The sequence below is a fragment of the Nocardia transvalensis NBRC 15921 genome (assembly GCF_000308875.1).
Classification (GTDB): domain Bacteria; phylum Actinomycetota; class Actinomycetes; order Mycobacteriales; family Mycobacteriaceae; genus Nocardia; species Nocardia transvalensis.
On sequence record NZ_BAGL01000070.1, the window covers coordinates 106,643 to 132,778 of the forward strand.

Here is a 26,136-nt window from a genome sequence, read left to right on the forward strand (position 1 = left end):
TTTTCATGCCCTGCGCTGATGGAGTTAACTCACTGCGACGCTCTGACCAGGGCGGACCGTCTACGAAGACCGAGCGAGGGCGTGATTTCGGCGGTCTGTTCGACTTTCCCGTTGTGTGAATTGGTATTTTATGGCTCCTCCGGCACGCCGATACCGTCGCATTCATGGAATCGAATCTTCGGTCGGCGGAAGAACTATTGGTGGCGTTGCGGGCCGGTGAGGTGAGCTCGGTGGAACTCACCGAGGAGGCGATCGCTCGTATCGAGCGGGACGACAAGGCGATCAACGCGATCTGTGTACCGGACTTCGACCGGGCGCGGGCCGCCGCGCGCGAGGCCGACAAGGCGCGCGCTCGCGGCGAAGAGCGGCCGCTGCTCGGAATTCCGGTGACGGTCAAGGAGTGCTATGACATGACCGGGCTGCCCACGACCTGGGGCATGCCGCAACACGCGAATTATGTACCGGACGAGGATGCGGTACAAGTGGCGCGGCTGAAGGCGGCCGGCGCGGTGGTGCTCGGGAAGACGAATGTGCCGCTGGGGCTGCAGGATATCCAGAGCTTCAACGATATCTACGGCACCACCAACAACCCGTGGGATCACGAGCGCACGTCGGGCGGTTCCTCCGGCGGCTCGGCGGCGGCGCTGGCGTGCGGATTCGGTGCGCTGTCCCTCGGCTCCGACCTGGCCGGTTCGCTGCGCACGCCCGCGCATTTCTGCGGAATCTACGCACACAAGCCGACAGTCGGACTGGCGGCGACTCGCGGGATGGTCGCACCGGACGCGCAGGCACTGCCGACCGATCTCGACCTCGCAGTCGTCGGGCCGATGGCACGCACCGCCCGCGATCTCACGCTCCTGCTCGACGTGATGGCCGGACCGGACCCTCTGACGCACGGCGTGGCATACACCGTGACGCTGCCGCCCGCGCGCCATGAGCGACTCGCCGACTTCCGTGTCCTGATCCTCGACGAGCACCCGCTCATCCCGACCGGCTCCGCGGTGCGGGCGGGCGTGAACAGGGTGGCCGACGCGCTGATCGCCGGTGGGGCTCACGTCGAACGACACAGTGCGCTACTGCCCGATCTGGCCGAATCCGGGCTGCTCTACATGCAATTGCTGTTCTCGGGCTCCGTCGCGCGTTTTCCCGTCGACGAGTACGAGCAGCTGCGAACCCACGCCGCCGCATTGAACGCGGACGACCGGAGTCTCGACGCGGCGCGACTGCGCGGCATGGTGTTCAGCCACCGCGACTGGATCGAGACGACCAACCGTCGCGAACTCCACCGCCACGGCTGGCGTCAGTTCTTCACCGAGTTCGATGCCGTGGTGTGCCCGATCACGCCGACTCCCGCCTTCCCGCACGACCACGACCCCAACCTGCTGGAACGCCGGATCGACATCGACGGCACCGCATACCCGTACTTCGACCAGCTCGTCTGGGCCGGTCTGGCGACCATGCCCGGCCTGCCCGCCACCGCCATCCCCGCCGGCCGCTCCCCCGAGGGACTGCCGGTGGGGGTCCAGCTCATCGGTCCGATGTTCGAGGACCGCACCCCGCTGCGGCTGGCGGAACTACTCGAGCAGCAGCTCGGCGGATTCCGGGCACCGGAGTAACCCGCAACACGGGGTATCCACCCCACACAAAGCGGGCGTCGCGGCGGCAGGCATGGGCGCTGACCACCAGCATCCTCGCTCGGCGGGACCCGAGATCAGAAGGCGCTGCCGGTCCCGGGCAGCCGGAAACCGTTCCAGCCAGGCCCACCGTTCCAGCCGGGGCCGCGATCCCAGCCGGGACCCCGGTCCCACCCCGGACCACGATCCCGCCCTGGGCCGCGGTCCCAGCCGTGGCCACGGTTGCCCTTCCCGTGCCCATGCCCCCTGCCGTGCACCTGCTCCACCGTCACGGAAGCAGGCTCCGCGGCAGGCGCAGCCTCCGCGGACGCCGGCCCCGCAAAGACAACCGCCGTACCAGCCGCCACCGCGACCGCCGTAGCCGTACGCACCGCCATCCGCCGCGACCAAATTTCGGATTTCGCCATGCTGCATATCCTTTCCACCCTCATCGAGACGACGAGGGAAGCCGACCGGAACCACACCGGGCGGCCCCAACCTTCAACTACTATCTACGTACGTAGACAGTAGATAAGTCGAGCACGCGAGGCAAGCACACGCAAAGACCGACTCCCACCGCCAACCGACATTTCTTGTGAGAGAACATGTCTCGCGCCCTCAATAGCTCTTCACCAGGAGGTGCCGCTCGCCCTACCTGTCGAGGCGCAGACAGGACGACTGAGCCCCATCCGGAATCCGAACGGGGCTCGCAGAGTCGCTACCAGCAGCTATACGCGCTGCTCCACTTGTCGCAAAGGCCGCTACACGTTGAACCTGAACTCCACCACATCCCCATCACTCATCACGTAATCCTTCCCCTCCATCCGCACCTTCCCCGCTGCCTTGGCGGCGGCCATCGAGCCTGCCTCGATGAGGTCGTTGTAGGCGACCACCTCGGCCTTGATGAAGCCGCGTTCGAAGTCGGTGTGGATTACGCCGGCGGCCTTGGGGGCCGTGTCGCCCTGGTGGATGGTCCAGGCTCGGGATTCCTTGGGGCCGGCGGTGAGGTAGGTCTGGAGGCCGAGGGTGTGGAAGCCGGCTCGGGCGAGGGCGTGGAGGCCGGGTTCGGTCTGGCCGATGGATTCCAGGAGTTCGAGGGCGGACTCGTCGTCCAACTCGAGGAGTTCGGCCTCCACCTTGGCGTCCAGGAAGACCGAATCCGCCGGGGCCACACCGGCTTTCAGTTCGGCTATGCGGGCCTCGTCGGTGAGGATCGACTCGTCGGCGTTGAAGACGTAGAGGAACGGCTTGATGGTGAGGAGGGACAGCTCCTTCAGGAGGTCCGTGTCGAGCTTGTCGCGGACGGAGAACAGGGTGTTGCCCTCGTTCAGGACGTCCTGGGCCGCCTTGGCCGCCTCGAAGAAGGGCTTGCGGTCCTTCTTGATCTTGGCTTCCTTCTCCAGGCGCGGAACGGCCTTCTCCAGCGTCTGGAGGTCGGCGAGGATCAGCTCGGTCTCGATGATCTCGATATCGGCGAGGGGGTCGACGCGGCCGTCGACGTGGACCACGTCGTCGTCGGCGAAGACGCGCACGACCTGGCAGATGGCGTCGGCCTCGCGGATGTTGGCGAGGAACTTGTTGCCCAGGCCCGCGCCCTCGGAGGCGCCCTTCACGATGCCCGCGATATCGACGAACGACACGGTGGCGGGGACGATGCGCTCGGAGGAGAAGATTTCGGCGAGCTTGTCCAGCCTCGGATCGGGCAGCGGCACCACCCCGACGTTCGGCTCGATGGTGGCGAACGGGTAGTTCGCCGCCAGCACGTCGTTCTTGGTCAGGGCGTTGAACAGCGTCGATTTTCCGACGTTGGGCAGGCCGACGATACCGAGGGTGAGACTCACGAGAACAGGAGTCTACGCGGCAGGCCACGGCGTGCGGTTCCCGGTCCGCGACCTGGCGGCGGGCGAGCACGCCGTGACGCACGCGACCGCCACGCAGTTCGTGCGCGCCGCGCCCGGCGAGTCGTGGGTGCGGGTGCGCGGCGAACTGACCAGGCGCGGGCGCACCCTGGCCTTCGTGACCGCGACCGCGACACTCGACGACTCCCCCTCGACCGTGATCGCGACGAGTCGGATCACGAAGTCGATCATCGCCGGAACGGGCGGCCTCAGCGGTTGAGCGCGGCCCGGTGGTCCGAACTCGCGTAGGTGTCGTGGTCGTCGACCGTCACGACGTCGGCCACCCGGATCAGCTCGCCGGGCACCACACCGCCGTCGAAGTGGACGACGCTGGGAGTGAACACCGCGACCGCCGCGGATTCGACCACCACCACGCACAGTCGCGCGACAGGGCGGTCCGTATGCGGGCCGAAGGTCACGGTTTTCGCCAGGTCGTATCCGAATAGTGCTGCGAGACTTCGTATCTGCTCCTCATCCCAGCGCTGCCTGATACGCGATACGTCCCGGCGCAGATATCCGATCGCTCGCGGGCGACCCATGTTCGCGATTCTCCGTACTCGTCGATCCTGCCGAACGCAGGTGCGAGCCGACCCCGGCTGCCCGCACTCACGCCCGCTTCCTCACACTCGTCCGACTTCTCGCACGACTCGCCGGGCCTGGGCCATCAGCATGCCCACATTCACCGATTTGCGGCAGACCACGACCACCACGACATCGTCGCGGCCGTCGAGCCGGACGAAGAGGTGGGCCAGATTCTCGCTGTTGACGAGAATCTCCTGGAAATAGTGCGCGTCGGTGCGGACGCCGCGGCGCTCCTTCCAGATCTCCTCGATCATCACCACGTTGCGGCCCTGGAACAGCTCCAGGGTCGCCGCCGCCAGCAGGTCCAGGACCTCCGCCGGATGGTTGTCCACGGTCTGCACCGCGAGCAGCATTCCGGTCGTCATGTCGATCGCCCCGGACGCTATGCAGTCCGGTACCTCCGACCGCAGCATCTTCACCAAGATGCCGATCCGGTCGGTCAGATTGCCGGGCCCCTTGTTACTCGGTGTGTTCATCGCATCCTTTCTGCCGTCCGCCTATCCGGCGGTTTTCCGGTTGACGTGCACCGCGCGCGGAGGCCGGAAATTCCTGTGCGCGAGGCGGATACAGCTCGTTGATGCCGCTGGCGTTGCGGCGCCGCCGCGGCAGCGTGCCCCGGCGAAGGGGAACCGGGGCAGGTACGACGGCGGGGACACCCGAGGCAGGCACGACGACCGAGGCACCCGAGGCAGGCACGACGGCCGTGGCACCCGAGGCAGGCACGACGGCCGAGGCACCCGGGGCGGGTACGCCGGCCGAGGCGCCCGGTTCGGGGATGGCGAACGCGACGCCGTTCGGACCGGGCACCACCAGGGCCCGCTCGGCCAGCAACCGGGAGACCTCGACGGTGACCGGATACAGCCCGCGTCCCACCGCGAACGCGATGTCACGGCAGCGGTGCTGCCCGTCGACCTGCAGCAGGATCTCCCGCCGCGCACCGGCCGGGCAGTCGTGCAGCAGCGCGTCGCCATGGCCGGTGCGCGCCAGGCGATGTCGATGCGGCGACACCCGGCTGTTGGCGAGTGCGCGCAGCCTGCGCTCGGTTTCGGCGGTCAGCCGGTCCGCCTCGACACCGGCGAAGCCGTCGGACGGGCCGGTGTCGTCGAGATCGGCCGGATCCATCTCGATCCCGGCCGTCCAGAAGCTGCCGTCTATCCAGCCCGCGGCGATCGCGAACGCGCCGTCCAGCGTCGCCATCGCCTCGAGCGCACGCCGTTCCGCCTCGCCGGGCTTCTTGCGCCCCGGACGCGCCAGCAGCACGCCGACGCCGGGCGCCCCCGCAGTGCTGACCGCGAGAACCCGCCCGCGCACGACTCGCAGCCGGCCGCCCGGGTCGCCGGAGACGTGCAGATCTCCCGTTCGCATCGCCGCGGACGCCTTCGACAGTTCCCGCGCCACCTGCTGCGCTGCTTGTCGGCCGAGCGCCGGCAGCCGTGCCGAGCCAGCGGAAGGACCGGTCGTCATGGTTCGAACTCCGCGAATGGAGAAATAGACAGAACATCTGATCTCACTGAGGTGTGCACAAATGATCCCGGGCAGCCGGAATGGAAGGTGCGGCGAATATCGACTCGCCGGATCTGCCCGGGTCGGTCCACGAATGGAGAATTAACCTCTGGTCACCGAATCAGCAATTTGCCGGATAGCAACCAGAGCCGGGTAGTAGCCAGCGGGGAGCACGGGGAGATCGCACGAGAGGGTCCCTCGGATAGTCGATCGGCGATCGGATTCGCCCTGACTGCGACGGCCATCGGACTCGGTCGGCGCATGCCGGATATCCTGTCAGGGCGACAGTTTTAGAGCAACCGAATCCGCCAAATTAACCGGGCCGTCCCGGGCGGATCGCCGACGCCGGCATCGTCGTCCCTGCTAGCGGGCTCGCAATCAGCAAACCGGAACGAAGTTTGGTCTTCACCCAGGTCAAGTCTGGTTTACTCACGCGATTCCCCGGACTGTTCGGTCGATTTCGATCACGGGCAACCCCATCCACACGATCAACGGAACCACTGCCCAGAGAATCGGCCGCTAGAAAACCGACCGCTACGAATACGCGGCGTCAGTCGTCGGCGAATTTACCGAACCAGGAGCGCAAACTCGTTCGAATACCGCGAAGTATAAAATACTTCCAGGTCTATTTATACCGGACGCCTCGAATATTCCCCCGTTGCCGAGAATTTTCCGCATTCATCTGTACACGCACGGGTAGCGCTGTGTAGCGTCTGGATGCCTGAATCCAAATATGACAAGCGGTGGCACGGTGATCGGTATTGACGGCTGCTTGGAACGAATCATCGAGATTCCCGGTGCGCGAGGTGTGACACTGGTGGACGGCGTGAGTGGTCTCGCGATCGCCGCGGCCGGACGGCACGATCTGCTGGACGAGCACGAGAACGCCGCGGCGACCACGGACGCGGTCCGCGCCGTACTCGCCTGCCCGGCGCTGGTGACCGGCGACGCTGACGACGTCACCGAGATCATCGTCTGCGGACCGCGCGGTTACCACCTGCTGAACCTGGTGAGCGGCGACTTCGAGGGCCGGCTCTTCGTCCATGTGCTGTTCGACGAGGACACCGGGAATCTGGCGATGGCACGATTCCGGCTCCGAGGAATTCTGGCCGACCTGGGTGGACGACAGCCATGAACGTTGAACTCGCGGGGGTCCTGCGGCAACTCGAGAAGGAGAAGCGGACCGGTGTGCTACGCGTGGGCGACGGCTCGTTCCACCTCGTGGAGGGCGTCGTGGCGGCCGCGTCCTGTCACCGCGCGACCGGGCTGGATCAGCTCGCACTCGCGGCGGGGGCGGCGACCGCCGACGACTGGCGGCGGGCCGAATCCGGGGACCCCGCAGCCGTTCTCGGCTCGCCACGCCTCGAGGTCCTGGCGCTGCTGTCGGTCTTCGACGCCGCCTACTTCCTGCTGGCGGCCCCCACGGTCGCGAAATTCCGCCCTATGCCCCCGCATTGGCTCGCCCGGATCTGCCAGATCACACCGGGTGCGCTCGTCCACGAGATCGAGCGGCGCGGCGATCCGGAGACCGGGCTCTGGCCGGCCGGGTGGGTCGACCGCTATCCGATCATCCCGGTCCGGCGCGTCCGCAGGCGACGCGTGGTCCTCACGGCCTCGCAGGTCGAGATGCTCTCCGCCGCGGACACCCGCCGCACCATCACCGTGATCGCGCGCGACCTCGGCCGGACCACCTTCGCCTGCCTCATGGCGGTGCGCGATCTGACGGCGGCCGGGCTGGTCGAACCGCCCGTCCTGCTGCCCGGACCGGCGGACGACGAGGCGGCGCCGGACCATCCGCCGAATCACGCACCGGCACAAGCACCTACGACGCCGCTGCGCCGCCGGGTGCCGTCGATGACGCAGGTCCCCGTCCAGGACCGTTGGGAGCCGGTCGACAGGGACGTGCTCATCCGGCTGCGGGCGGCCCTGGAGGAGCTCGCGTGACCGCGCGGAAAGGCCGCTCGGCACATGATTGGAAGGTTGACCAAGGTGGGGATGACAACCGCGGCCGGGATTTCCGGGCCCGAGACGAATGCGGCCGTACTGGCCGAACTGGAGGGGCTGTGCGATCGGGTCCCGGGACTGACCGGGGCGCTCGTGGCCTCCGGCGACGGGTTACTCCTCGTGCACGCACTGCCCGCGACTATCGAGCCCACCGGGATGGCCGCCCTCGCGGCCTCCCAGCTCGCCCTGTCCTATCGGCTGGTCACGACCGCGCACGGCGGTGGGTTCCGCGAGGTCGTGGTGCACGGGAGCAGCGGTTACGTGGTGATCTACGCGGCCGGCTGGACCTCGCTCACGGTGCTGGCGGACCCCGAGGTGAATGTCGGTCGGCTGCACCTGGAATCGCGGCCGGCCGCCACCGCGATCGCCGACATGCTCGAAGCGACGAAGACAAGACCTCAGAGATGACGAGGCATCGGAAACCGATCGAAAGGAACGAGTACATGTCCAATCTGGATCTCGCACTGAAAGACATGATGGTGATAGACGGCGCGGTCGGGGCGGCCGTCGTGGATTACAACAGCGGCATGGCGCTCGGCATGCTCGGCAGCTCCAAGACCCTGGACCTGCAGGTCGCGGCCGCCGGGAACACCGAGGTGGTGCGCGCCAAGATGCGCACGATCGAGCAGCTGGAACTGAACGAGGACATCGAGGACATCCTCATCACGCTGACCAGCCAATACCACATCATCCGGCCGATGTCCGGGCGCAAGTCGAAGGGGCTGTTCCTCTACCTCGCGCTGGACCGGGGCCGCGCGAATCTCGCGATGGCGCGCCACCGCCTGAAGAATATCGAGGAGCACCTCGAGGTCTGACCTACGCACGTGAGTACCCAGTCGCCGACGCGCCGGACGGCACGTCCCGAAGCCGGGCAACCGTGCGGGGTGCGCCCCTGGTTGCCCGGTCTCGCGCGGGCTCACCCTCAGCGGCCGCCGAGGCCCGATTGGGCGATGCCGCGCACGAAGGACTTCTGGGCCACCGCGTAGACGAGCAGCAAGGGAGCCAGGACGGTGACGGCGGCGGCCATGAGAATGGGCCACTGCGTGTGATACTGCCCCTGGAGGCGCACCAAACCCAGTGTCACGGTAGCGATTTCGTTGCGCTGGATCATGACCAGGGGCCACAGGAAATCGTTCCAGACGCCGATCCAGGTCAGGACGGCCAGCACCGTGACGGCGGGGCGGGCGTGCGGTAGGAGAACGCGCCAGTAGACCTGCCACGTGCTGCAGCCGTCGAGGATGGCCGCCTCCTCGAGTTCCACCGGGAGGGTGCGGAAGAACTGGCGCATCAGATAGGTGCCGAAGGCGGAACCGAACAGGCCGGGCACGATCATCGCCCACGGCGTATCCACCCAGCCGAAGGAGCGCATGAGGATGAACTGCGGGATGGCCGTGACGGTCAGCGGCACCATGAGCGTTGTCAGATAGGCCAGGAACAGCAGCTCGCGGCCGGGAAAACGCAAGCGCGCGAACGCGTATCCGGCGAGCGAGCAGAAGAACACCTGCCCGGCGGTGATACATCCGGCGTAGACGACCGTATTGAGCAGCATGCGCCCCAGCGGGAGGAGATCGAACACCTCGGTGTAGTTCGACCACTGCGGATTCGACGGGATCGGATTCGGATCGCTGACCGCCCCTTCGGTTTTCAGCGAGGCGGCGATCGCCCACAGAATGGGGCCGACGGCGCACCAGGCGATCGCGATCAGCACGGCGTAGATCACCGCACCACGCACCGTCCGCCGCACGATGGCGCGTTGCCCCCGTGCGCTCACGCCGCTGCTTCCCGTCCCGCTCACGCCCTCTCGGTGTCCCGCCGCGCTCACGTCTGCCCCACTCCCCCGCGTACTCACCCCTCCTCCGGTTCCCTGCGCGCGAGCCACAGCTGTATCAGGGTGAGGATCAGGAGGAGGGCGAACATCACCCAGGCCAGGGCTGCCGCGTAGCCGATCTCGTAGAAGCGGAAGGCGTTCTGGAACAGCATGATTCCGAGGACGTAGGTGCCGGTCTCCGGGCCGCCGTTGCCGTCGGTGAGGGCATAGGCCTGGTCGAATGCCTGCACCGAGTTGATGATCGTGATGACGAAGACGAACGACAGCGCGCCCCGGACCAGGGGCAGGGTGACCGAGCGGAAGCGCCGCCACGCGCTCGCGCCGTCGATGCGCGCCGCCTCGTAGAGATTCTCCGGAATGCCCTGCATGGCGGCGAGCAGGACGACGGTCGCGAACGGCACGCTCTTCCACACGGTCACCACCGTCAGCGCGAGCAGGGCCCAGTTCGGATCGCTCAGCCACGGAACGGGTTTCACCCCGACCCAGCCGAGCATCAGATTCACCAGGCCGTCGTCGGTGGTGAACAGGAACCGCCACACCACGGCCATCGCCACCGTGGAGGCGACCAGCGGCAGGAAGGTCAGCGTGCGGAACAGGCCGATCCCCCGCAGTGTCCGGTTCAGCGCGGCGGCCACGGCGAGGCTGATCACCACCGTCGGCGCCAGCGCCAGCACGGTGAACACCGCCGTATTGCGCAGGGCGATAGAGAACAGCGGATCGTCCAGGAGCTGCCGGTAGTTGCCGAGTCCCGTGAATCGCATGGGCCCGAACAAGTCCCACGAATGGAAGCTCAGGTAGAGCGAGAAGCACAGTGGGAAGAGGAGGAACACCACGACGGCCGCCAGATTGGGGGCGACGAACGCGATCCCGGCCCGCATCCGGCGACGCTCGAGGTGCGAGCGGCGTCGGGTGGGCCGATCGCTGGGCGACACCGAAGCGCTCATGTCCGTGCCCGCAGCAGCGCATCGATATCCGCGGCCGTATCCGCCAGCGAATCCGCCTGCGCCGCACCGCGTAACACCCGGTTGCAGGTGCGGGACAGCAGGGACTCGACCTTTCCCCAGGCTGGTGTGATCGCGAACTGGCGAGAGTGCACGGGCCCGTCTGTCAGCACCTCGAGATTGCCGATCGCGCGGTGCGCGGCGGCGAATTGCGGTGAGTGCACGGCCGATCGCAGCACCGGGACGAACAGCCCCGATTCGGCGATGATCGCCTGCCCCACCGGCCCGGTCGCGAATTTCACGAATTCCCAGGCCTGGTCGCGCCGGGGGCTGTCGGCGGCGATGCTCAGCCCGGTGCAGCCGACATCCGTCATCGCCCCCGGCCCGCCGTCCGGGCCGACCGGCAGCACGGTCACGTCGAAATCGAGGTCGTCGCTGTCGGCGAATTCCGAATACAGCCAGTGCCCGCCGAGCAGCATGCCCGCTCGCCCACCGGCGAACAGGTCGTACGCCGACACCGACTGCTGATCGGCGACATCTGGCGCCACCCGGTGCCGCAGCGCGAGATCGGCGTAGAACTGCACGCCCGCCGCGAACCGCGGATCGCCGATATTGGTGCGGGCCGGCGCCATCGGCGGACTGAACCATTCGGCGCCGTTGTTCATCCCGAAACAGGCCGCGGAGTAATAGGGCACCCAGCCGTCCACGAATCCCCACCGGCGGACCCGGCCGCCCTCGCGATGGGTCAATTCCCTTGCGGCGGAGAGGAATTCGGCGAAGCTCCAGGCATCCGCCCAGCGGCGGGGCGGTCGAATACCGGCTCGCTCGAACAGCTTCCGGTTGTAATAGAGGAAGACACCGGACCACTGCTCGGGCAGCGCGAACTGCCCGCCGCCATAGGTGAACGTGTCGTACAGCGGCGCGTAACCGTCGCGCCGCAGGGATTCGCCGTACTGCGGGTCGCGATCGAGGATCGTGCGCAGATCCAGCAGCACCCCGCGCTCGGCCAGGCCCGCGTACAGCAACTCCCACGCCATCAGCACATCCGGGCACTTGCCGCCCGCGCAGTAGGTGAGCATCTGCTGCAAGGGATCGGGGCCGGACATGACCGTGCGAATGCGGATATCCGGCCGCCGCCGATGGAATTCGTCGATGATCCGCAGCCGCGCCCGCGCCTCCTCCGGCCGCGCCTGAAAGAAGAAGGTCACCGCATCGTCGGAATCCCCACAAGCCCCCGCCCCCGCCGCCAGCGGCAACGCCAGCGCGGACCGAAGCACGGAACGCCGCGTCGGTGCCACGAACCTCCCTCCGCGCAAGAACGACCCGAACTCCCGGCGCTTCCCGGCACGCCCACAGTTCTCCCCGGCACGCCCACAGTTCACCCGGCACGCCCACAGTTCACCCGGCACGCCCACAGTTCACCAGGCAGGCCCACACAGTTTTCCCGGCATGCTTTTGGCCGGGACCAGCACCGGAGCTTACGGATCCGCCGCCGCGCACAGCGGTATGACACGCGCACTGCTCCCCGTTCCCACCTGGCGAGAATCGACCGCGCAGTATGTGGGATCGGCGTGGGAGCATACAGTCGGACGAGCGACCGTGGCCGACGCCGAGACCACCGCCGAACCGCCTCTGCCGGGCCGTGACCAGCGGACTCCGGTAGCCCGTCCGAAGGGGAACCCCCGTTCGGAATATATGTTCAGACTTCCTTAAGTCCGGTTCGCGAGCGCCTCGGTTCGGCTACGTTGTGTCCGTTTCCGCAAGACCAGTGAGAAAGCACGGGAGAGTAGCTCGCATGGCGACCATCGAATACCTCCGAACGGATCCCGACCTACCTCCCGTGGGAGTCGTCGATCGTTCCCCGATCACCCCCGCGAAGAAGGGCATCTTCCTCGCGATCGCCATTTTCGGCGCGGCCGCCTGGGCCGTACTCGGTATCGCCCGCGGCGACGACGTCAACGCGGTGTGGATCGTGATCGCCGCGGTCTGTACCTACATCATCGCCTACCAGTTCTACGCGCGGCTGATCGAATGGAAGATCACCAAGCCGGACGACAAGGTCGCCACTCCCGCCGAGGAGATGGAGAACGGCAAGGACTACATGCCGATGGACCGGCGGGTCCTGTTCGGCCACCACTTCGCCGCCATCGCGGGCGCCGGGCCCCTCGTCGGTCCCGTCCTCGCCGCGCAGATGGGCTATCTCCCCGGCACGCTGTGGATCGTCGTCGGCGTGGTGCTGGCCGGCGCGGTGCAGGACTACCTCGTGCTGTGGGCGTCGGTGAAGCGCCGCGGGCGCAGCCTGGGCCAGATGGCCCGCGACGAGCTGGGCGTGGTCGGCGGCGCCGCCGCGCTGATCGCGGTGCTGGTCATCATGGTGATCCTGCTCGCGGTGCTCGGCATCGTCGTGGTCAACGCGCTGGCCGCCACCAAGGGCGCGGACGGGCAGTTGCACGGCGGCAGCCCGTGGGGCGTGTTCTCCATCTCGATGACCATCCCGATCGCGCTGCTGATGGGCCTGTACCTGCGGTACCTGCGGCCGGGCAAGGTCGGCGAGATCTCGATCGTCGGATTCGCGCTGCTGCTGCTCGCCATCATCTCCGGCCGCTGGGTCTCCGAATCGGGCTGGGGCCGTGACCTGTTCACGCTGTCGGGCACGACCATCGCGTGGATGCTGATCGTCTACGGCTTCATCGCCTCGGTGCTGCCGGTGTGGCTGCTGCTCGCGCCGCGCGACTACCTCTCGACGTTCATGAAGGTCGGCACCATCGTGCTGCTCGCGGTCGGCGTCGTCATCACCATGCCGGTGCTGAAGGCTCCGGCGGTGTCGCAGTTCGCCGGTAACAGCAGCGGTCCGGCGTTCGCGGGCAGCCTGTTCCCGTTCCTGTTCATCACCATCGCCTGCGGCGCACTGTCGGGATTCCACTCGCTGGTGTCGTCGGGCACCACGCCGAAATTGCTGGAGAAGCAGTCGCAGGCGCGGATGATCGGCTACGGCGGCATGCTGATGGAGTCGTTCGTCGCCGTGATGGCGATCATCGCCGCCAGCATCCTCGACCAGCACCTGTACTTCGCGATGAACGCGGGCGCGGGCGTCACCGGCGGGACCGCGGAGAAGGCCGCCACCTACACCAACAGCCTCGGGCTGAGCGGCGATCCGGTCACCGCGGGTGAGCTGACCCAGGCCGCGAAGGATGTCGGCGAGGAGAGCATCGTCTCGCGCACCGGCGGCGCGCCCACGCTGGCCGTCGGCATGGCCGAGGTGATGCACAAGTTCATCGGCGGCACCGGGCTCAAATCGTTCTGGTACCACTTCGCGATCATGTTCGAGGCGTTGTTCATCCTCACCACGATCGATGCCGGGACCCGCGTCGCGCGGTTCATGCTGTCGGACACCCTCGGCAACCTGGGCGGGCCGGCCGCCAAGTTCAAGAATCCGTCGTGGTGGCCCGGGGTGTTCGTGTGCTCGTTCATCGTGGTCGCCGCGTGGGGTTCGGTGCTGCTGATGGGCGTCACCGATCCGCTGGGCGGCATCTACACGCTGTATCCGCTGTTCGGCATCGCCAACCAGCTGCTCGCCGCGGTGGCGCTGACCGTGGTGCTGGTCATCGTGATGAAGAAGGGCCTGGTCAAGTGGGCCTGGATACCCGCGCTCCCGCTGATCTGGGATCTCGTGGTCACGATGACGGCGTCCTGGCAGAAGATCTTCTCCGCGGACAAGAACATCGGCTACTGGAAGCAGCACAGCATCTACAGCGACGCGCGCGAGGCGGGCAAGATCGTCGCGCCGGCGAAGACCATGGCGGATATGGACAAGGTGGTCCGCAACACCTTCATCCAGGGCACGCTGTCGATCGTCTTCGCGATCCTGGTGCTGATCGTGGCCGTGGTGGGATTGCTCGTGTGCATCCGGGCGTTCCGCAAGGGCGGCGGCCCGACCACCGAGTCGCCGGAGGCGCCGTCGAAGATCTTCGGCCCCACGGGCTTCCTCACCACCAAGTCCGAGAAGGAGACGCAGCGGGAATGGGAGGAGCGGGAGAAATCGGCCAAGGCTCCCGGCGCGCCACACGCCATGGCGACGGAATGACCTCCGCGGGCACACCGCGCGCCGCGCACGTCGGTCCCCTCCGGGCCGTCGTGCGCGGCGCGCGTGCCGTCGCGGGGTACATGAACGCGGTCCTGGGCGGCCAGGACTACGCCCGCTACGTCGAGCATCTCCGCCGCAACCACCCCGACACCCCCATCCCCTCGGAGCGGGAGTACTGGCGTGAGCGCCACGACGCCGCCGCGCGGAACCCAGCCAACCGCTGCTGCTGAACGGCACCCCCTGCACAGCACCCACCTCTAAACGCCCGTGAACTCAACCCACAAACCCAGGACCTCTCGTTTTCCGGCGCGCTTTTGGCCGGAATCTCGCCTGTGGATTCCGGCCATAAGCGTGCAGGAAACGAGGGGGGAGTCGCGCCGGAAGAAGGGGAGCTGCGCCGGAAGGAGGGGAGAGTTGGGCTGAAAGGGAGGGGGAGAGTCGTGCTGGAAGGGAGGGGAGTCGCACGGGAAGGCAGGTAGAGCATCCCGGGCACACATCCGGCAACCTTCTCGATAGCCAAAAGGCATCGCTGTGCAACATTCACACCCGGGGGGTAGGTGTCGTATTTCCGCTAGCGCAGATCGCCGCGGACTGACATGGTGGACTGCGTGAGTGCGAACGGTCTGGACTTCGAGCGCTGTTACCGTGCCGTGGCGACCCGCGATGCCCGCTTCGACGGCCAGTTCTTCACCGCTGTGCGGACGACCGGAATCTACTGCCGCCCATCGTGTCCGGCTATCACTCCGAAGCGCGCGAACGTCACATTCCTACCGACCGCCGCCGCGGCGCAGCAGTCCGGCTTCCGCGCGTGCCGCCGCTGCCTGCCCGACGCCGCGCCCGGATCGCCGCTGTGGAACACCCGCGCCGACCTGGCCGCGCGGGCGATGCGGCTGATCGCCGACGGGGCCATCGAGCGGGGCGGCGTGCCCTCGCTGGCCGGCGCGCTCGGCTACTCGCAGCGGCAGCTGACGCGGGTGCTGACCGCCGAACTCGGCGCCGGGCCGCTGGCACTCGCCCGCGCGCACCGCGCGCACACCGCCCGGCTGCTCATCCAGACCACGCGAATCCCGATGTCCGACATCGCGTTCGCCGCGGGCTTCGCCAGCATCCGGCAGTTCAACGACACCGTGCGCGAGGTGTTCGCCGTGAGCCCGACGACCCTGCGCGAGGAGGCGCGGCGGCTGCGCGGCGATACGCTGCCGGCCACCAACGGCATGCTGACGCTGCGGCTGCCGTATCGCGAACCGCTGGATCGATCGTGGCTGGAGTGGTTCCTGTCCTCGCACGCGGTGCCCGGCCTGGAGCTGTGGGAGGACGGCACCTACACACGCAGCGTGCGCACCCCGCACGGGCACGCGACGGTGCGGCTGAGCGTGCAACCCGGGCACGTGCGCGCCGGGCTGGCGCTGCACGATATGCGCGATCTGGCGCCGACCGTGACGCGGCTGCGCCATCTGCTCGATCTGGACGCCGATCCGATCGGCATCGACGAGGCGCTCGACGCCGGATTCCGCACGGGCCCCGGCGCGGTGAGTCCGGGTATCCGGGTGCCGGGTTGCCTCGACGGGTCGGAATTGTTGCTGCGCACCATGATCGGGCAGCAGATCTCGGTGTCGGCGGCGGCGACGCATACGGCGCGGCTGGTCGAGGCGCTCGGCGACACCGTCAACGGGCCGGTGCCGCGGCTGTTCCCGACCGCGGAGACCATCGCCGAACGCGGCGCCGAAGTACTGACCGGACCGGCCAGGCGCACGGGGTCGATCCTGTCGGCCGCGCGGGCGCTGGCGTCCGGGGAGCTGTCGCTGCATCCCGGGCGCACGGCGGGCGACGTGCGGCGGGATCTGCTGGCGCTGGAGGGCGTCGGACCGTGGACCGCCGACTACGTCACCATGCGGCTGCTCGCGGATCCGGACATCCTGCTGCACACCGATCTGGTGGTGCGCCAGGGCGCGGCCCTGCTCGGGATCGACCTCACCGATACCGGGCGCTGGGCGCCGTGGCGCTCCTACCTGTCCATGCACCTGTGGAAACGTGCCCTGGCCGAGCGGACGGCGGTCCCCGCGGCGGTGTCCCACGGCGGCGTGAAAGTGGGTGTGCGGCAATGAGCGTCGCCGAGTACGCGACCACCCCGACGCCGATCGGGCCGTTCACCACGCTGGTCGACGCGGAGGGCGCCGTTCTCGCCTCCGGGTGGACCGAGGACGCGGAGGGGCTGCGCGAGCTGATCCATCCACGGCTGCGGCCCGCCGAGCTGCGGCGGCGAGAATCCCTGGGCGAGGTGTCCCGGACGGTCGAGAAGTACCACGCGGGTGAGGTTTTCGCGATCGACGACATCGCGGTGCGGCAGATCTCGGGCCCGTTCCTCGTGCACGCCTGGGAGGTGCTGCGCAAGGTCCCGGCCGGAAACCCCCTGACCTACACGGCCTTCGCCGCCCGCTCCGGCCGCCCCGAGGCCGTCCGCGCCGCCGCCAACGCCTGCGCCCGCAACGCCGCCGCCCTCTTCGTCCCCTGCCACCGCATCCTCCGCACCGACGGCACCCTAGGCGGCTTCCGCTGGGGCCTCCCCGTCAAGCGCTGGCTCCTCGACCACGAGTTCCCGGCCAAAAGCACGCCGGGAACAGGAACCTGACCCACGCCGGAAGCAGGAAACCGACCCCCACGGGAAGCACGGCACTGGCCCACGTGGGAGCAGGACACTGGGCCACACGGGGAGCAGGACACTGGGCCACACGGGAAGCAAGACACTGGGCCACACGGGAAGCAAGACACTGGGCCACACGCGGAGCAGGACACTGGGCCACACGCGGAGCAGGAGACTGGCGCACCGGCTGATCTATCTTCCGGCACCGCGCGCCCATCTCTTGTTTCCGGCGTGCTTTTGGCCGGAAACCTAAAGGGGCGAACCGATCTGCTGGAGGAGGCCGTGGAGGTCCAGCTGGCCGTAGTGCTCTACGAGTAGACCGTTGTCGAAGTGGTCGATGTGGATGACGCCCACGGAAACGGCGGTTCCCGTGGGGGCGTGGGCGCCGAAGGAGCCGATGTGGGTGCCCTCGAAACGGCAGCGGGAGACGAAGCGGGCGCCGATGACCAGTACCTCGTCGAGGATGTGACGGCCGTCGGGGAATCCGCGGTAGAACACCTCCTGATTGCGCCGCCACGCCGCTAGGCCCATGGGTGGTCCGCTGCCCACTCGGACGACCAGGTCGGGTGAGACCAGCGCGCCGATCGTGGACCAGTCCTGCGCGTCGAGCACCTGGTACAGACGCTCGCCGGTTGTTCTCGTGGTGTCCTCCACGCTCATGAGCACCAAGGGTAGGTCGGAGTCCGCGATACTTCTCGCGGAAGGCTCAGGCGACGACCGTCCGCAGCCGGGAACCGGTGGGCTCACGGATGACGTGCAGGCGGCTCGGGATCCGCTGCCGCATCTCGTCCACGTGGCTGACCACGCCGACCACGCGTCCGCCGGACCGCAATTCGTCGAGGACGCCCATGACGGAATCGAGGGTGTCGGCGTCGAGACTGCCGAAGCCCTCGTCGATGAACAGGGTGTCCAGCACCAGCCCGCCGGATTCCGCGGCCACCACATCGGCCAGGCCGAGTGCGAGGGCCAGCGAGGCCATGAACGTCTCACCGCCGGACAGGGTCTTCGCCGGGCGGACGGCGCCGGTGTAGTCGTCGCGGATGTCCAGACCCAGCCCGCCGCGGCGGCCGCGCGGTCCGGCGGCGTCGCTGTGCACGAATTCGTAACGGCCGCCGGACATGCGGCGCAACCGCACCGATCCCGCGAGCGCCACCTCCTCCAGGCGCGCGGCAAGCACGTAGGAGCGCAGCGACATCCGGCGATTGTTCTCCCCGCGGCCGGCCACCACCTCGGCGAGTCCTGCCAGTTCCTCGTGGGCGCGCTGCATGGGGGCGATGCGATCCACGGCCGCCCACAGCTGGCCGCCGAGTTCCTCCAGCTGCGCCACGCGCCGGGCCGCCTCGGCGTGTGCGCCGACGGCGGCGTCCAGGCGGATACGAGCCTGGGCGACACGGGATTCCAGCTCGTCGAGGTCGACCGGTTCGATATCGGCCGCCGCCCGGATCTCCGGTTCGGCCAGGACCGCCTCGGCGTGCGCGCGGGCCCGGTCGGCGGCGACCAGTTCGGTCTCCATCTCGGCCTGCTGCTCGGCGGTGCGCGTGGCGGCGCCCACGACCTTGGCGTAGGCCGCCAGGGCCGCGTAGTCCGGATCGGAAAGGCCCTCGGCGGCAACGGTGTCCGTCGCCGGCGCCAGCTCCGCCGCGCGGGCCAGCTGTTCGACGCGGCGGGCCAGGACCGACACCTGCTCGCGAGCGGCGGCGGCCTCGGCGCGGGCATCGCGGAGATCGGCGGCGTCGCGTACGAGCGCCTCCAGGCGGGCGCGGCGGCGTTCCACCGTGCCGTCGGCGCCCGCGGCCTCGCGCAGCCGCTCGGTGAGTTCGGCCAGTCGCCGGTCGGCGCCCAGGATGCGTTCCTGGACCGCGCTGCGGCGGGATTCGAGGTCGCGCAGCTCGTCGTGCAGCCGGGTCTCGGCGGTGCGCAGGCCGGCCAGTTCGACGGTGAGATCGTCGTGCCGCGCGGCCGCGCGCCCGGCGGCCTCGTGGCGTTCGGTGGCGGCGTTCAGGGCGGCGGCCAGTTCCGCCTTGTCGCCGTCGCCGCCGCGGTCGACCAGAACCTCGATGCGGCGGTCCAATTCGGTGCTGCGGGCCAGTGCCCGGTCGCGGACGGCCTCGGCGGCGCGTTCGGCCGCTACGGCCCGTTCCTCGTCGGTCCTGGTGGCGGCCGACTCGGCCGGGCGAGCCGGCACCGGATGTTCGGTCGCGCCGCAGACCGCGCACGGCTGCCCGTCCGCGAGCGCGCCCGCGAGTTCGGCGGCCATACCCGCGAGCCGCCGCTCGCGCACGGTCAGGGTGTGTTCCCGCGCGTCGGTGTGCGCGGAGCGCGCCGCCTCGTACTCGGTGCGGGCCTGCGCCGATTCCGTGCGGCACCGCACCAGCTCCACCGCGGCCGTCGCGGCCGAGCGCAGCCGCTCGCATTCGGCGGCCATCCCGGCCAGCCCCGCCATCGCGTCGGCGGCCTCGCGCAGCCGCACCTCGGCCGTCCGGATCGTCTCGGGCAGTTCCGCCCGCCGCACCGCCATCTTCTCGATACGCCCGGCCAACTCCGCGGATTCGGTGCGCAGCTCGGTCAATTCGACCGTCAGCGCACTGGCCGACTCCGCATCGACCCGAACCTCGTCCAGCCCCCCGATCTGCGCCGTCCACCGCTGCACAGCCAGCCCGATCCCGCCCTCGGCCACGGAACCGGACGTGTCCGCACGGTCGGCCACGACCGAATCCTCAGCTTCACCAACGGAAGTCACACCCTCAGCTGAACCACCCCCGTCACGGGCGGCAGTCAGACTCTCAGCCGAACCGTCCTCGTCACGGGCGGCAGGCACACCCTCAGCCGAACCATCCCCGTCACGGGCGGCAGGCACAGACTCAGGCGTATCGCCCGCGTCACGAGCGTCGGTCGTATCCTCCGCAGCACGAGCGGCGGACGGGGCCGCGTTCTTGGGCAAGAAGCTCTCGATCGAGAACAGCTCCAGCTCAACGGGTTCCGTCAGATCGACGACTACCGCCTCATCGCCATCCGGCCCGGCGTCGAGGGACGACGGTTCGGCCCGCAACGGCGGCTCCGCGGTCAGAGATTTCCCGGCCCCCGGCAGCGACTCGACTCCTGCCGAGTCCTCAACTCCGGACGGCGATTCGGCACCGGACATCGGCTCGATGTCGGACGGCGTCCCAGCACCGAATACCGAGGTGGCGGCGTCCGGAGCCAACTCCGCGAGAGCGGTGGCGAGGTCGGTTTCCCAGAGTTCCCCGGCGGCGAGATCGGCCGCGGCCCAGGCGGTTCCGGAGAGTTCGGCGCTGGGGGGTTCGAGGAGGCGGGTGGCCAGGCGTTCGGCGGCCGCGCGGGCGTCGTCGTCGCGGCGGCGCAGGGCGACGGCGGCCGCACGCGCTTCGGTGAGGGCGGCGGCGACGGGTTCGGCGCGGCGGGCTCGGTCGAGTTCGGTCGTCAGGCGGGTGCGGTGGTCGGCGCGGGCGGCGTGGTCGGCGAGCCGGGCGCGAGCGGCCGTCAGACGGCGGCGGAGTTCCTGCAAGCGCCGCTGTTCCTCGGCGGCGGCCTGGGTGCGGGTCGAATCCTGCTGGCAGCGTTCCAGTTCCGCCGTCGCGGTGGTCAGATCGGTGCGCGCGGTGGCGAGCAACCGCTGCGACCACTCGACGGCTTCCAGCGGCCCGACGGTCTCCGTGGCACCGGCCCCCGCGGCGACCCCGACCTGCGCGACGGACCTATCGATACTCTGCCGCTGCGCCTCGAGGTCGGCGCCGCTCTCGCGCCGCCGCTGCGCGAGCCACTGCTCGGCGGTGCCGAAACGCTCGGTGTCGAAGAGCTTTTCGAGCAGCTTCTCGCGATCCTCGTTGTCCGCGCGCAGGAATCGCGCGAAATCGCCCTGCGGCAGCAGCACGACCTGGAAGAACTGGTCGGCGCTCATACCGAGCAGACGATTCACCTCGTCGCCGATATCCGGTATGCGCGAGAGATTGTGGCCGCGACCGTCGAGCCACTCCAGCGTGGCGGAGGCCTGCTCGGTGGCCCATCCGGTGCCGCGCTTCTTGGGGCGCTGGAACTCCGGCGAACGGATCAGCCGCAGCCGCCGGCCGCCGAGCGTGGCCTCCAGCATCACCCGCGGCGGGGTCTGCGGGTCGGCGTGATCGGAGTGCAGCCGCTTGCTCTCGCCCCGCGCGCCGGGCACCCGCCCGTAGAGCGCGAACGCGATCGCGTCGAGCACCGTGGTCTTGCCGGCGCCGGTCTGCCCGTGCAGCAGGAACAGCCCGTCGGCGCCCAGCTCGTCGAAATCGACGGCGGTGGTATCGGCGAAGGGGCCGAACGCGGTCATCTCCAGCCGGTGCAGCCTCATGCCGTCAGCTCGTCGGGGACGGCCGCCGCGGTCTCCCCCTCCGGTTCGGCGGCCGCGGCCACCAGCGCGCGCTCCATCCACTGCATCTCGCCCGGGGACGGTTCGCCGCGGACGTCGTCGAGGAAGCTGCGCGCTATGTCGGTATCGCGTCGGCCCTGCACCCGCTCACGGTAACGCAATTCCGGATTGCCCTCGGGCCGAACCCATTCCACGTGTACGGCGTGCGGGAAACGGGTGCGCAGCCGACGCAGCGCGTCCACCGGGCGGGCGTGGTCGGTCAGCGTCGCCGAGACGTAGTCGTCCTCCGCCGCGGCGTGCTCCGGGTCGGCGACCAGGTCGTCCAGGGCGCCGGTGAGCTGGCTGAGCCCGCGCACCTCGGGCAGATCGCGGCGCGTGACCTCGGTCAGCCCGTCCTTGCCCAGATCGACGATCCAGACCGCCTTGCGGTGCGAGCGCTCGGCGAAGGAGTACGGCAGCGGGGAGCCGCTGTAGCGCACGGCCTCCGACAGCGTCTGCGGCGAATGCAGGTGGCCGAGGGCGACATAGTCGACGCCGTCGAAGGCGCCCAGCGGGACCGTCTCCACCCCGCCGACCGAGATGGTCCGCTCCGAGCCCGTCGCCTCGCCGCCCACCACGAAGGCGTGCGCCAGCACCACCGATCGCGGATTGCCTCGCGCGTCGAGGTCGGCGCGGATACGGGCCATCGCGGCGTCCAGGATCTCCGCGTGCGAACGCGCCTGCGGCACCTCGAGTTCGGCGCGGGTGATCTCCGGTTCCAGATAGGGGATGCCGTAGCAGGCGATCTCGCCGAACTCGTCGGACAGCAGCACGGGATTCCGGACATCGGCCACGCTGGTGCGCAGGTGCAGCCCGCCGGCCGCGGCGAAACTCCCCAGCGCGCCGAGCCGGGTCGGCGAATCGTGGTTGCCGGAGGTAGCCACGATCACCGCGCCTGCCGCCCGGATCGCCTCGAATCCCCGGTTGCACACCGCGATCGCGTCGGCGCTGGGAATGGACCGGTCGTACACGTCGCCCGGCACCAGCACCACCTCGACGCGCTCCTCGGCCACGATCTCGGCGAGGGACTCCAGCGAACGCGCCTGGTCGGCAAGCAGATCCACACCGTGGAACGTGCGCCCTATGTGCCAGTCCGACGTATGCAGCATCCGCATGCCGCGAAACCGTAGACGCTCCCACCGACATATCCGAAACCGCCAGGCCGAACACGTTCCTGAAAATTCCCTTCGCCCAGCGTGTCGAACGGACACGCCACCGTGTTCGCTGACGACATGCCGGTGGGCCGACCCCTATACGGCAATTCCCGTGATCACGGCCTCGGGTGGTGACTCGACGCTGATCGTTCCCGGGACCACGGCCTCGGGTCGTGACTCGACGCTGATCGATAGCCGGGGTGGTCGTACTTGTCGGTGGGATGGGGCACTATCTGCACTCATGACCGCACCGATGCTGTTTGCGCTGCTGTTGGTGTTCGCCGCCGGGGTCGGGCTCGGGTGGCTGGGGCATGCCGCGCGGGCGGGGCAGCGGGCAGCGGCGGCCGAGGCGCAGCTGGCGGCGCTGCGGGACAACGAGAGGCTGCTGCGGCAGTCGCTGAGCGCGGCCAACGAGGATGCGGCGCGGCGCAATTCGACCGCGCTGGGCACACTGGTGGATCCGCTGCGCGAGGCGGTCGGCGCGCTGAACCAGCACCTCCGCCAGGTCGAGCACAATCGCATCAACGCCTACTCCGGCCTGCGCGAACAGGTGGCGGGCATGCAGCGGGTCTCGCATCAGCTGTCCACGCAGACCGGCCAGCTGGTCTCCGCGCTGCGGGCCCCGCAGGTGCGCGGGCGCTGGGGCGAGATCCAGCTGGAGCGGGTGGTGGAGCTGGCCGGTATGGCGCGGCACTGCGATTTCGACACCCAGGTCAGCCGGTCCGGACAGGACGGTGGGGTGCGGCCGGATCTGGTGGTGCGGCTGGCCGGCGGGCGGCACATCGTCGTGGACGCCAAGGTCCCGCTGGCCGCCTACCTGGACGCCACGGCCGAGGACGATCCGCGACTGTGTGGCGAACACCTCGCACGGCATGCCAAACACCTGCGCGGACACGTCGATCAGCTCGCCGACAAGGCGTACTGGACCGCGTTCGACCCCTCACCGGAATTCGTGGTGCTCTTCGTTCCCGGCGACCCGTTCCTCGACGCCGCGCTGACCGCGGATTCCGGCCTCCTCGAATATGCCTTCGGCCGGAATGTGATTCTCGCTACACCCACGACGCTGATCGCCCTGTTGCGCACGGTCGCGTACGGCTGGCGGCAGGAGGCGCTGTCGCGGGATATGGCGACGGTTCAGCAATTGGGCCGCGAACTGTACGCGCGGTTGGGCACCACCGGCCGCCACCTGGATCGTCTGGGCGCTCAGCTGGGAAAGGCCGTCGACGCGTTCAACCAGACGGTGACGACGGTGGAGTCGCGGGTCATGGTCACGGCCCGCCGCCTGCACGAGTTGGACGTGGGCGATCGGGAGGTACCGGCGATCGGCCGGGTGGAGTCCTGGCCGCGCGCCGCGGGGGCGGCCGAGACCACAGAGTAGAGCGGACATCCGCCCGGCCTCGAGACACGTTTCGGCCTAGGCAGATAGTGTGCTTTACGTGGCAGCTACCCAACGCGAGCGATCCGAGGTGCCCGCATCGCACCGCTCGATCATCCCGTCGGTGCCCGGCGTCCCCGCCGGCGCGGCGGTGTTGATCGCGGTCGCGTGCACTTTCATCGGGTTCTTCATCGATGCGGGCGGCAGTGGCAAGGAGCTGACCCTCACCTTCGCGGCCTGCTACATCGTGGGATGTGTGCTGGCGGCTCTCGTGGTCCGCTACCGGGGACTGTTCACCACGATGGTGACGCCTCCCCTGCTGTTGTTCGTCTCCGTGCCGCTCGCCTACCAGCAACTGACGGGCCGGAGTTCGACCTCGCTGAAGGACATCCTGCTGAATCTGGCGATCCCGCTGGTGAACAGATTTCCGACGATGGCGATCGCCACGGTCCTGGTGTTGCTGATCGGCGGCGGCCGCGTCCTGATGCATCGCCAGGAGCAGCAGCCGCGACCCGGCGGTGACCGTTCCCGCCGAGGCGGCTCGCGCAGCCCGCGCCCCGGCGACAGGGCTCGCCGCAGCCGTACCTCCGGCTCACCGGATACCTTGCGCCGCCGCGCCCGCTCGTCGGCCTCGTCATCGGCCGCCGATGCCGATCCGGAGCCCGCCCCACGCTCGAATCGACGATCCGGTGGACGTGTCGCCGAACGTCCGCCCCGCGTCTCCCCGGGCAAGAGCTACCCCCGCACCTCCGAGCGCGCCGCAGCCGAACCGACGCCCCGGCGCAGCCGTCCGCAGCCCGGCGACGTCCCGCCGCACCCGCGCCCGAACGTCCGCTACCGCGACCGCGATTCGGGCCGCGTCGAACGCTGACGCGCCGCGCGGGGTGCATGGTGCCCACGCCCGTTCACATCGAGTGAGGGGCGAACATCGTTACGTGGCAAGCGCATTCGCAAGCCGCCGAGCAACCTCCCGTTTGCGTCCGGGGACGAGAATTGCGTCAGCGGCGGGCGGGGCGGAGTTCCCGGGGGAGAGAAAAGACGAGGGTTTCGTTGGCGGTGGTGACCGGCTGGACCTCGCCGTAGCCGTGGTCGGCCAGGAGGTCCAGGACGCCGCGGACGAGGATGTCGGGGACCGAGGCGCCGGAGGTGACGCCGACCGTGCGGACGCCCTCGAGCCAGGCCGTATCCACCTCGTCGGCGAAATCCACCAGGTACGACGCACGGGCGCCGGCGTTGAGGGCGACCTCGACCAGACGCTGGGAGTTGGAGGAGTTGCGCGAGCCGACCACGATCACCAGATCGCATTCCGGCGCCATCGCCTTGACCGCGGTCTGGCGGTTGGAGGTGGCGTAGCAGATGTCGTCGCTCGGCGGATCCTGCAGTTTGGGGAAACGCTCGCGCAGCCGCTGCACCGTCTCCATGGTCTCGTCGACCGAGAGGGTGGTCTGCGAGAGCCAGATCACCTTGTCCTCGTCGCGCACGGTGACGCTGTCGACCGCGTCGGGGCCGTCCACCAGCTGGACATGGTCGGGCGCCTCACCGGCGGTGCCCTCCACCTCCTCGTGGCCCTCGTGGCCGATGAGCAGGATGTCGTAGTCGCTGCGGGCGAAGCGCTTGGCCTCCTGGTGCACCTTGGTCACCAGCGGGCAGGTGGCGTCGATGGCGTGCAGATTGCGCGCGGCGGCCGATTCGTGGACCGCGGGCGAGACGCCGTGCGCGGAGAACACCACGACCGCGCCCTCGGGCACCTCGTCCGTCTCCTCCACGAAGATCACTCCGCGCTCGCGCAGCGTCTCGACCACGTGCCGGTTGTGCACGATCTCCTTGCGCACGTAGACGGGGGCGCCGTGCTTCTCCAGCGTGCGCTCGACGGTCTCGACCGCGCGATCCACGCCGGCGCAGTACCCGCGCGGCTCGGCGAGCAGCACGCGTTTGGCCGAGCCGGACGACGCCTCGCCGGCCGACCGGGCGATTCCGACATTCAACGGGATAGCCGAGGACATGGCCCCAGCTTACGTGCGCCCATGACGACGCGCCCGGGCGGCGGGCCACGCACCGGCCCCGACACGCCTCCCGACGAGCCGAATCGCCGCGGTTTCCGGACACACCCCGAC

23 protein-coding genes are annotated in these 26,136 nt (G+C 69.2%); 12 read left to right on the forward strand and 11 right to left on the reverse strand.

Features of this window, described 5'->3' with window-relative positions; translation table 11 throughout:
* Positions 1-164 precede the first annotated feature (164 nt).
* Positions 165-1,616: an amidase gene (locus ON41_RS26005; RefSeq protein ID WP_040750407.1), complete on the forward strand. Its 1,452-nt coding sequence runs from the start codon at positions 165-167 to the stop codon at positions 1,614-1,616.
* A 758-nt stretch (positions 1,617-2,374) separates the two neighbouring features.
* Here the strand turns inward: ON41_RS26005 and ychF are convergent.
* A complete protein-coding gene (gene ychF / locus ON41_RS26010; RefSeq protein WP_040750408.1) occupies positions 2,375-3,454 on the reverse strand; it encodes a redox-regulated ATPase YchF in 1,080 nt (359 codons plus the stop codon).
* On the opposite strand from ychF, the gene ON41_RS26015 reads away from it, so the two are divergent.
* A complete protein-coding gene (locus ON41_RS26015; protein ID WP_157185623.1) occupies positions 3,444-3,731 on the forward strand; it encodes a hotdog domain-containing protein in 288 nt (95 codons plus the stop codon). The genes ychF and ON41_RS26015 overlap by 11 nt on opposite strands.
* On the opposite strand, the gene ON41_RS26020 is transcribed toward ON41_RS26015, so the two are convergent.
* From ON41_RS26020 to ON41_RS26030, 3 genes are all read right to left on the reverse strand, one after another.
* Complete coding sequence (locus tag ON41_RS26020; protein WP_040750409.1) at positions 3,721-4,050, reverse strand: hypothetical protein; 330 nt, start codon at positions 4,048-4,050, stop codon at positions 3,721-3,723. The genes ON41_RS26015 and ON41_RS26020 overlap by 11 nt on opposite strands.
* An 81-nt stretch (positions 4,051-4,131) precedes the next feature.
* Positions 4,132-4,569, reverse strand: coding sequence for a hypothetical protein (locus tag ON41_RS26025; protein ID WP_040750410.1), 438 nt, complete (start codon positions 4,567-4,569; stop codon positions 4,132-4,134).
* Entirely contained in the window at positions 4,553-5,557 is a 1,005-nt protein-coding gene (locus ON41_RS26030; RefSeq protein ID WP_157185624.1) for a hypothetical protein, read from the reverse strand. Before ON41_RS26030 ends, ON41_RS26025 begins: the two co-directional genes overlap by 17 nt.
* An 856-nt stretch (positions 5,558-6,413) precedes the next feature.
* Between ON41_RS26030 and ON41_RS26035 the strand changes: the two genes are divergently transcribed.
* From ON41_RS26035 to ON41_RS26050, 4 genes are read left to right on the forward strand one after another with little or no spacing between them, the layout of a single operon-like run.
* Positions 6,414-6,731, forward strand: coding sequence for a hypothetical protein (locus tag ON41_RS26035; protein ID WP_218003557.1), 318 nt, complete (start codon positions 6,414-6,416; stop codon positions 6,729-6,731).
* On the forward strand, positions 6,728-7,540 hold the full coding sequence (locus tag ON41_RS26040; protein WP_040750413.1) for a hypothetical protein: 813 nt from the start codon (positions 6,728-6,730) through the stop codon (positions 7,538-7,540). Before ON41_RS26035 ends, ON41_RS26040 begins: the two co-directional genes overlap by 4 nt.
* 51 nt (positions 7,541-7,591) lie before the next feature.
* On the forward strand, positions 7,592-8,008 hold the full coding sequence (locus ON41_RS26045) for a roadblock/LC7 domain-containing protein (RefSeq protein ID WP_040750414.1): 417 nt from the start codon (positions 7,592-7,594) through the stop codon (positions 8,006-8,008).
* Between the two features lie 35 nt (positions 8,009-8,043).
* Positions 8,044-8,415, forward strand: coding sequence for a hypothetical protein (locus tag ON41_RS26050; protein ID WP_040750415.1), 372 nt, complete (start codon positions 8,044-8,046; stop codon positions 8,413-8,415).
* A 107-nt stretch (positions 8,416-8,522) separates the two neighbouring features.
* Here the strand turns inward: ON41_RS26050 and ON41_RS26055 are convergent, their stop codons facing one another.
* The 3 genes from ON41_RS26055 to ON41_RS26065 form a co-directional block, all read right to left on the reverse strand.
* Complete coding sequence (locus ON41_RS26055; protein ID WP_051162492.1) at positions 8,523-9,371, reverse strand: carbohydrate ABC transporter permease; 849 nt, start codon at positions 9,369-9,371, stop codon at positions 8,523-8,525.
* A gap of 74 nt (positions 9,372-9,445) precedes the next feature.
* Positions 9,446-10,372 carry a carbohydrate ABC transporter permease gene (locus ON41_RS26060; RefSeq protein ID WP_051162493.1) on the reverse strand — a complete coding sequence of 309 codons (927 nt, stop codon included), beginning with the start codon at positions 10,370-10,372 and terminating at the stop codon, positions 9,446-9,448.
* Positions 10,369-11,667: an ABC transporter substrate-binding protein gene (locus ON41_RS26065; RefSeq protein WP_040750416.1), complete on the reverse strand. Its 1,299-nt coding sequence runs from the start codon at positions 11,665-11,667 to the stop codon at positions 10,369-10,371. The genes ON41_RS26060 and ON41_RS26065 overlap by 4 nt, the downstream gene beginning before the upstream one ends.
* Positions 11,668-12,164: 497 nt before the next feature.
* Here ON41_RS26065 and ON41_RS26070 point away from each other — a divergent pair, with 497 nt between their 5' ends.
* The 4 genes from ON41_RS26070 (at position 12,165) to ON41_RS26085 (ending at position 17,082) form a co-directional block, all read left to right on the forward strand.
* Positions 12,165-14,453: a carbon starvation CstA family protein gene (locus ON41_RS26070; protein WP_040750417.1), complete on the forward strand. Its 2,289-nt coding sequence runs from the start codon at positions 12,165-12,167 to the stop codon at positions 14,451-14,453.
* Entirely contained in the window at positions 14,450-14,683 is a 234-nt protein-coding gene (locus ON41_RS43490; RefSeq protein WP_040750418.1) for a YbdD/YjiX family protein, read from the forward strand. The genes ON41_RS26070 and ON41_RS43490 overlap by 4 nt, the downstream gene beginning before the upstream one ends.
* 366 nt (positions 14,684-15,049) lie before the next feature.
* Positions 15,050-16,558 carry an AlkA N-terminal domain-containing protein gene (locus ON41_RS26080; protein WP_040750419.1) on the forward strand — a complete coding sequence of 503 codons (1,509 nt, stop codon included), beginning with the start codon at positions 15,050-15,052 and terminating at the stop codon, positions 16,556-16,558.
* A complete protein-coding gene (locus ON41_RS26085) occupies positions 16,555-17,082 on the forward strand; it encodes a methylated-DNA--[protein]-cysteine S-methyltransferase (RefSeq protein ID WP_040750420.1) in 528 nt (175 codons plus the stop codon). Before ON41_RS26080 ends, ON41_RS26085 begins: the two co-directional genes overlap by 4 nt.
* 261 nt (positions 17,083-17,343) lie before the next feature.
* Here the strand turns inward: ON41_RS26085 and ON41_RS26090 are convergent, their stop codons facing one another.
* From ON41_RS26090 to ON41_RS26100, 3 genes are read right to left on the reverse strand one after another with little or no spacing between them, the layout of a single operon-like run.
* A complete protein-coding gene (locus tag ON41_RS26090) occupies positions 17,344-17,754 on the reverse strand; it encodes an ester cyclase (protein WP_083905644.1) in 411 nt (136 codons plus the stop codon).
* A gap of 46 nt (positions 17,755-17,800) precedes the next feature.
* Positions 17,801-21,436, reverse strand: coding sequence for an AAA family ATPase (locus ON41_RS26095; RefSeq protein ID WP_040750421.1), 3,636 nt, complete (start codon positions 21,434-21,436; stop codon positions 17,801-17,803).
* Positions 21,433-22,608 (reverse strand): exonuclease SbcCD subunit D, encoded by a 1,176-nt coding sequence (locus ON41_RS26100; RefSeq protein ID WP_040750422.1) that lies wholly within the window; start codon positions 22,606-22,608, stop codon positions 21,433-21,435. The genes ON41_RS26095 and ON41_RS26100 overlap by 4 nt, the downstream gene beginning before the upstream one ends.
* Before the next feature lie 280 nt (positions 22,609-22,888).
* On the opposite strand from ON41_RS26100, the gene ON41_RS26105 reads away from it, so the two are divergent.
* Both ON41_RS26105 and ON41_RS26110 read left to right on the forward strand, forming a co-directional pair.
* Positions 22,889-24,025 carry a DNA recombination protein RmuC gene (locus ON41_RS26105; RefSeq protein WP_040750423.1) on the forward strand — a complete coding sequence of 379 codons (1,137 nt, stop codon included), beginning with the start codon at positions 22,889-22,891 and terminating at the stop codon, positions 24,023-24,025.
* Between the two features lie 58 nt (positions 24,026-24,083).
* Positions 24,084-24,893, forward strand: a complete 810-nt coding sequence (locus ON41_RS26110) for a DUF6542 domain-containing protein (RefSeq protein ID WP_184782123.1) — start codon at positions 24,084-24,086, stop codon at positions 24,891-24,893.
* A gap of 127 nt (positions 24,894-25,020) precedes the next feature.
* Here ON41_RS26110 and ON41_RS26115 read toward each other — a convergent pair whose 3' ends face one another.
* Positions 25,021-26,025, reverse strand: coding sequence for a 4-hydroxy-3-methylbut-2-enyl diphosphate reductase (locus tag ON41_RS26115; RefSeq protein ID WP_040750425.1), 1,005 nt, complete (start codon positions 26,023-26,025; stop codon positions 25,021-25,023).
* Positions 26,026-26,136 lie beyond the last annotated feature (111 nt).

Excerpts from the sequence above, each read along its gene's own strand:
- ON41_RS26005 (WP_040750407.1), top strand. The coding sequence starts at position 165 with ATGGAATCGAATCTTCGGTCGGCGGAAGAACTATTGGTGGCGTTGCGG.
- ON41_RS26020 (WP_040750409.1), bottom strand. The coding sequence starts at position 4,050 with ATGGGTCGCCCGCGAGCGATCGGATATCTGCGCCGGGACGTATCGCGT.
- ON41_RS26025 (WP_040750410.1), bottom strand. The coding sequence starts at position 4,569 with ATGAACACACCGAGTAACAAGGGGCCCGGCAATCTGACCGACCGGATC.
- ON41_RS26030 (WP_157185624.1), bottom strand. The coding sequence starts at position 5,557 with ATGACGACCGGTCCTTCCGCTGGCTCGGCACGGCTGCCGGCGCTCGGC.
- ON41_RS26040 (WP_040750413.1), top strand. The coding sequence starts at position 6,728 with ATGAACGTTGAACTCGCGGGGGTCCTGCGGCAACTCGAGAAGGAGAAG.
- ON41_RS26045 (WP_040750414.1), top strand. The coding sequence starts at position 7,592 with ATGACAACCGCGGCCGGGATTTCCGGGCCCGAGACGAATGCGGCCGTA.
- ON41_RS26050 (WP_040750415.1), top strand. The coding sequence starts at position 8,044 with ATGTCCAATCTGGATCTCGCACTGAAAGACATGATGGTGATAGACGGC.
- ON41_RS26060 (WP_051162493.1), bottom strand. The coding sequence starts at position 10,372 with ATGAGCGCTTCGGTGTCGCCCAGCGATCGGCCCACCCGACGCCGCTCG.
- ON41_RS26070 (WP_040750417.1), top strand. The coding sequence starts at position 12,165 with ATGGCGACCATCGAATACCTCCGAACGGATCCCGACCTACCTCCCGTG.
- ON41_RS43490 (WP_040750418.1), top strand. The coding sequence starts at position 14,450 with ATGACCTCCGCGGGCACACCGCGCGCCGCGCACGTCGGTCCCCTCCGG.
- ON41_RS26080 (WP_040750419.1), top strand. The coding sequence starts at position 15,050 with ATGGTGGACTGCGTGAGTGCGAACGGTCTGGACTTCGAGCGCTGTTAC.
- ON41_RS26085 (WP_040750420.1), top strand. The coding sequence starts at position 16,555 with ATGAGCGTCGCCGAGTACGCGACCACCCCGACGCCGATCGGGCCGTTC.
- ON41_RS26090 (WP_083905644.1), bottom strand. The coding sequence starts at position 17,754 with ATGAGCGTGGAGGACACCACGAGAACAACCGGCGAGCGTCTGTACCAG.
- ON41_RS26095 (WP_040750421.1), bottom strand. The coding sequence starts at position 21,436 with ATGAGGCTGCACCGGCTGGAGATGACCGCGTTCGGCCCCTTCGCCGAT.
- ON41_RS26100 (WP_040750422.1), bottom strand. The coding sequence starts at position 22,608 with ATGCGGATGCTGCATACGTCGGACTGGCACATAGGGCGCACGTTCCAC.
- ON41_RS26105 (WP_040750423.1), top strand. The coding sequence starts at position 22,889 with ATGACCGCACCGATGCTGTTTGCGCTGCTGTTGGTGTTCGCCGCCGGG.
- ON41_RS26115 (WP_040750425.1), bottom strand. The coding sequence starts at position 26,025 with ATGTCCTCGGCTATCCCGTTGAATGTCGGAATCGCCCGGTCGGCCGGC.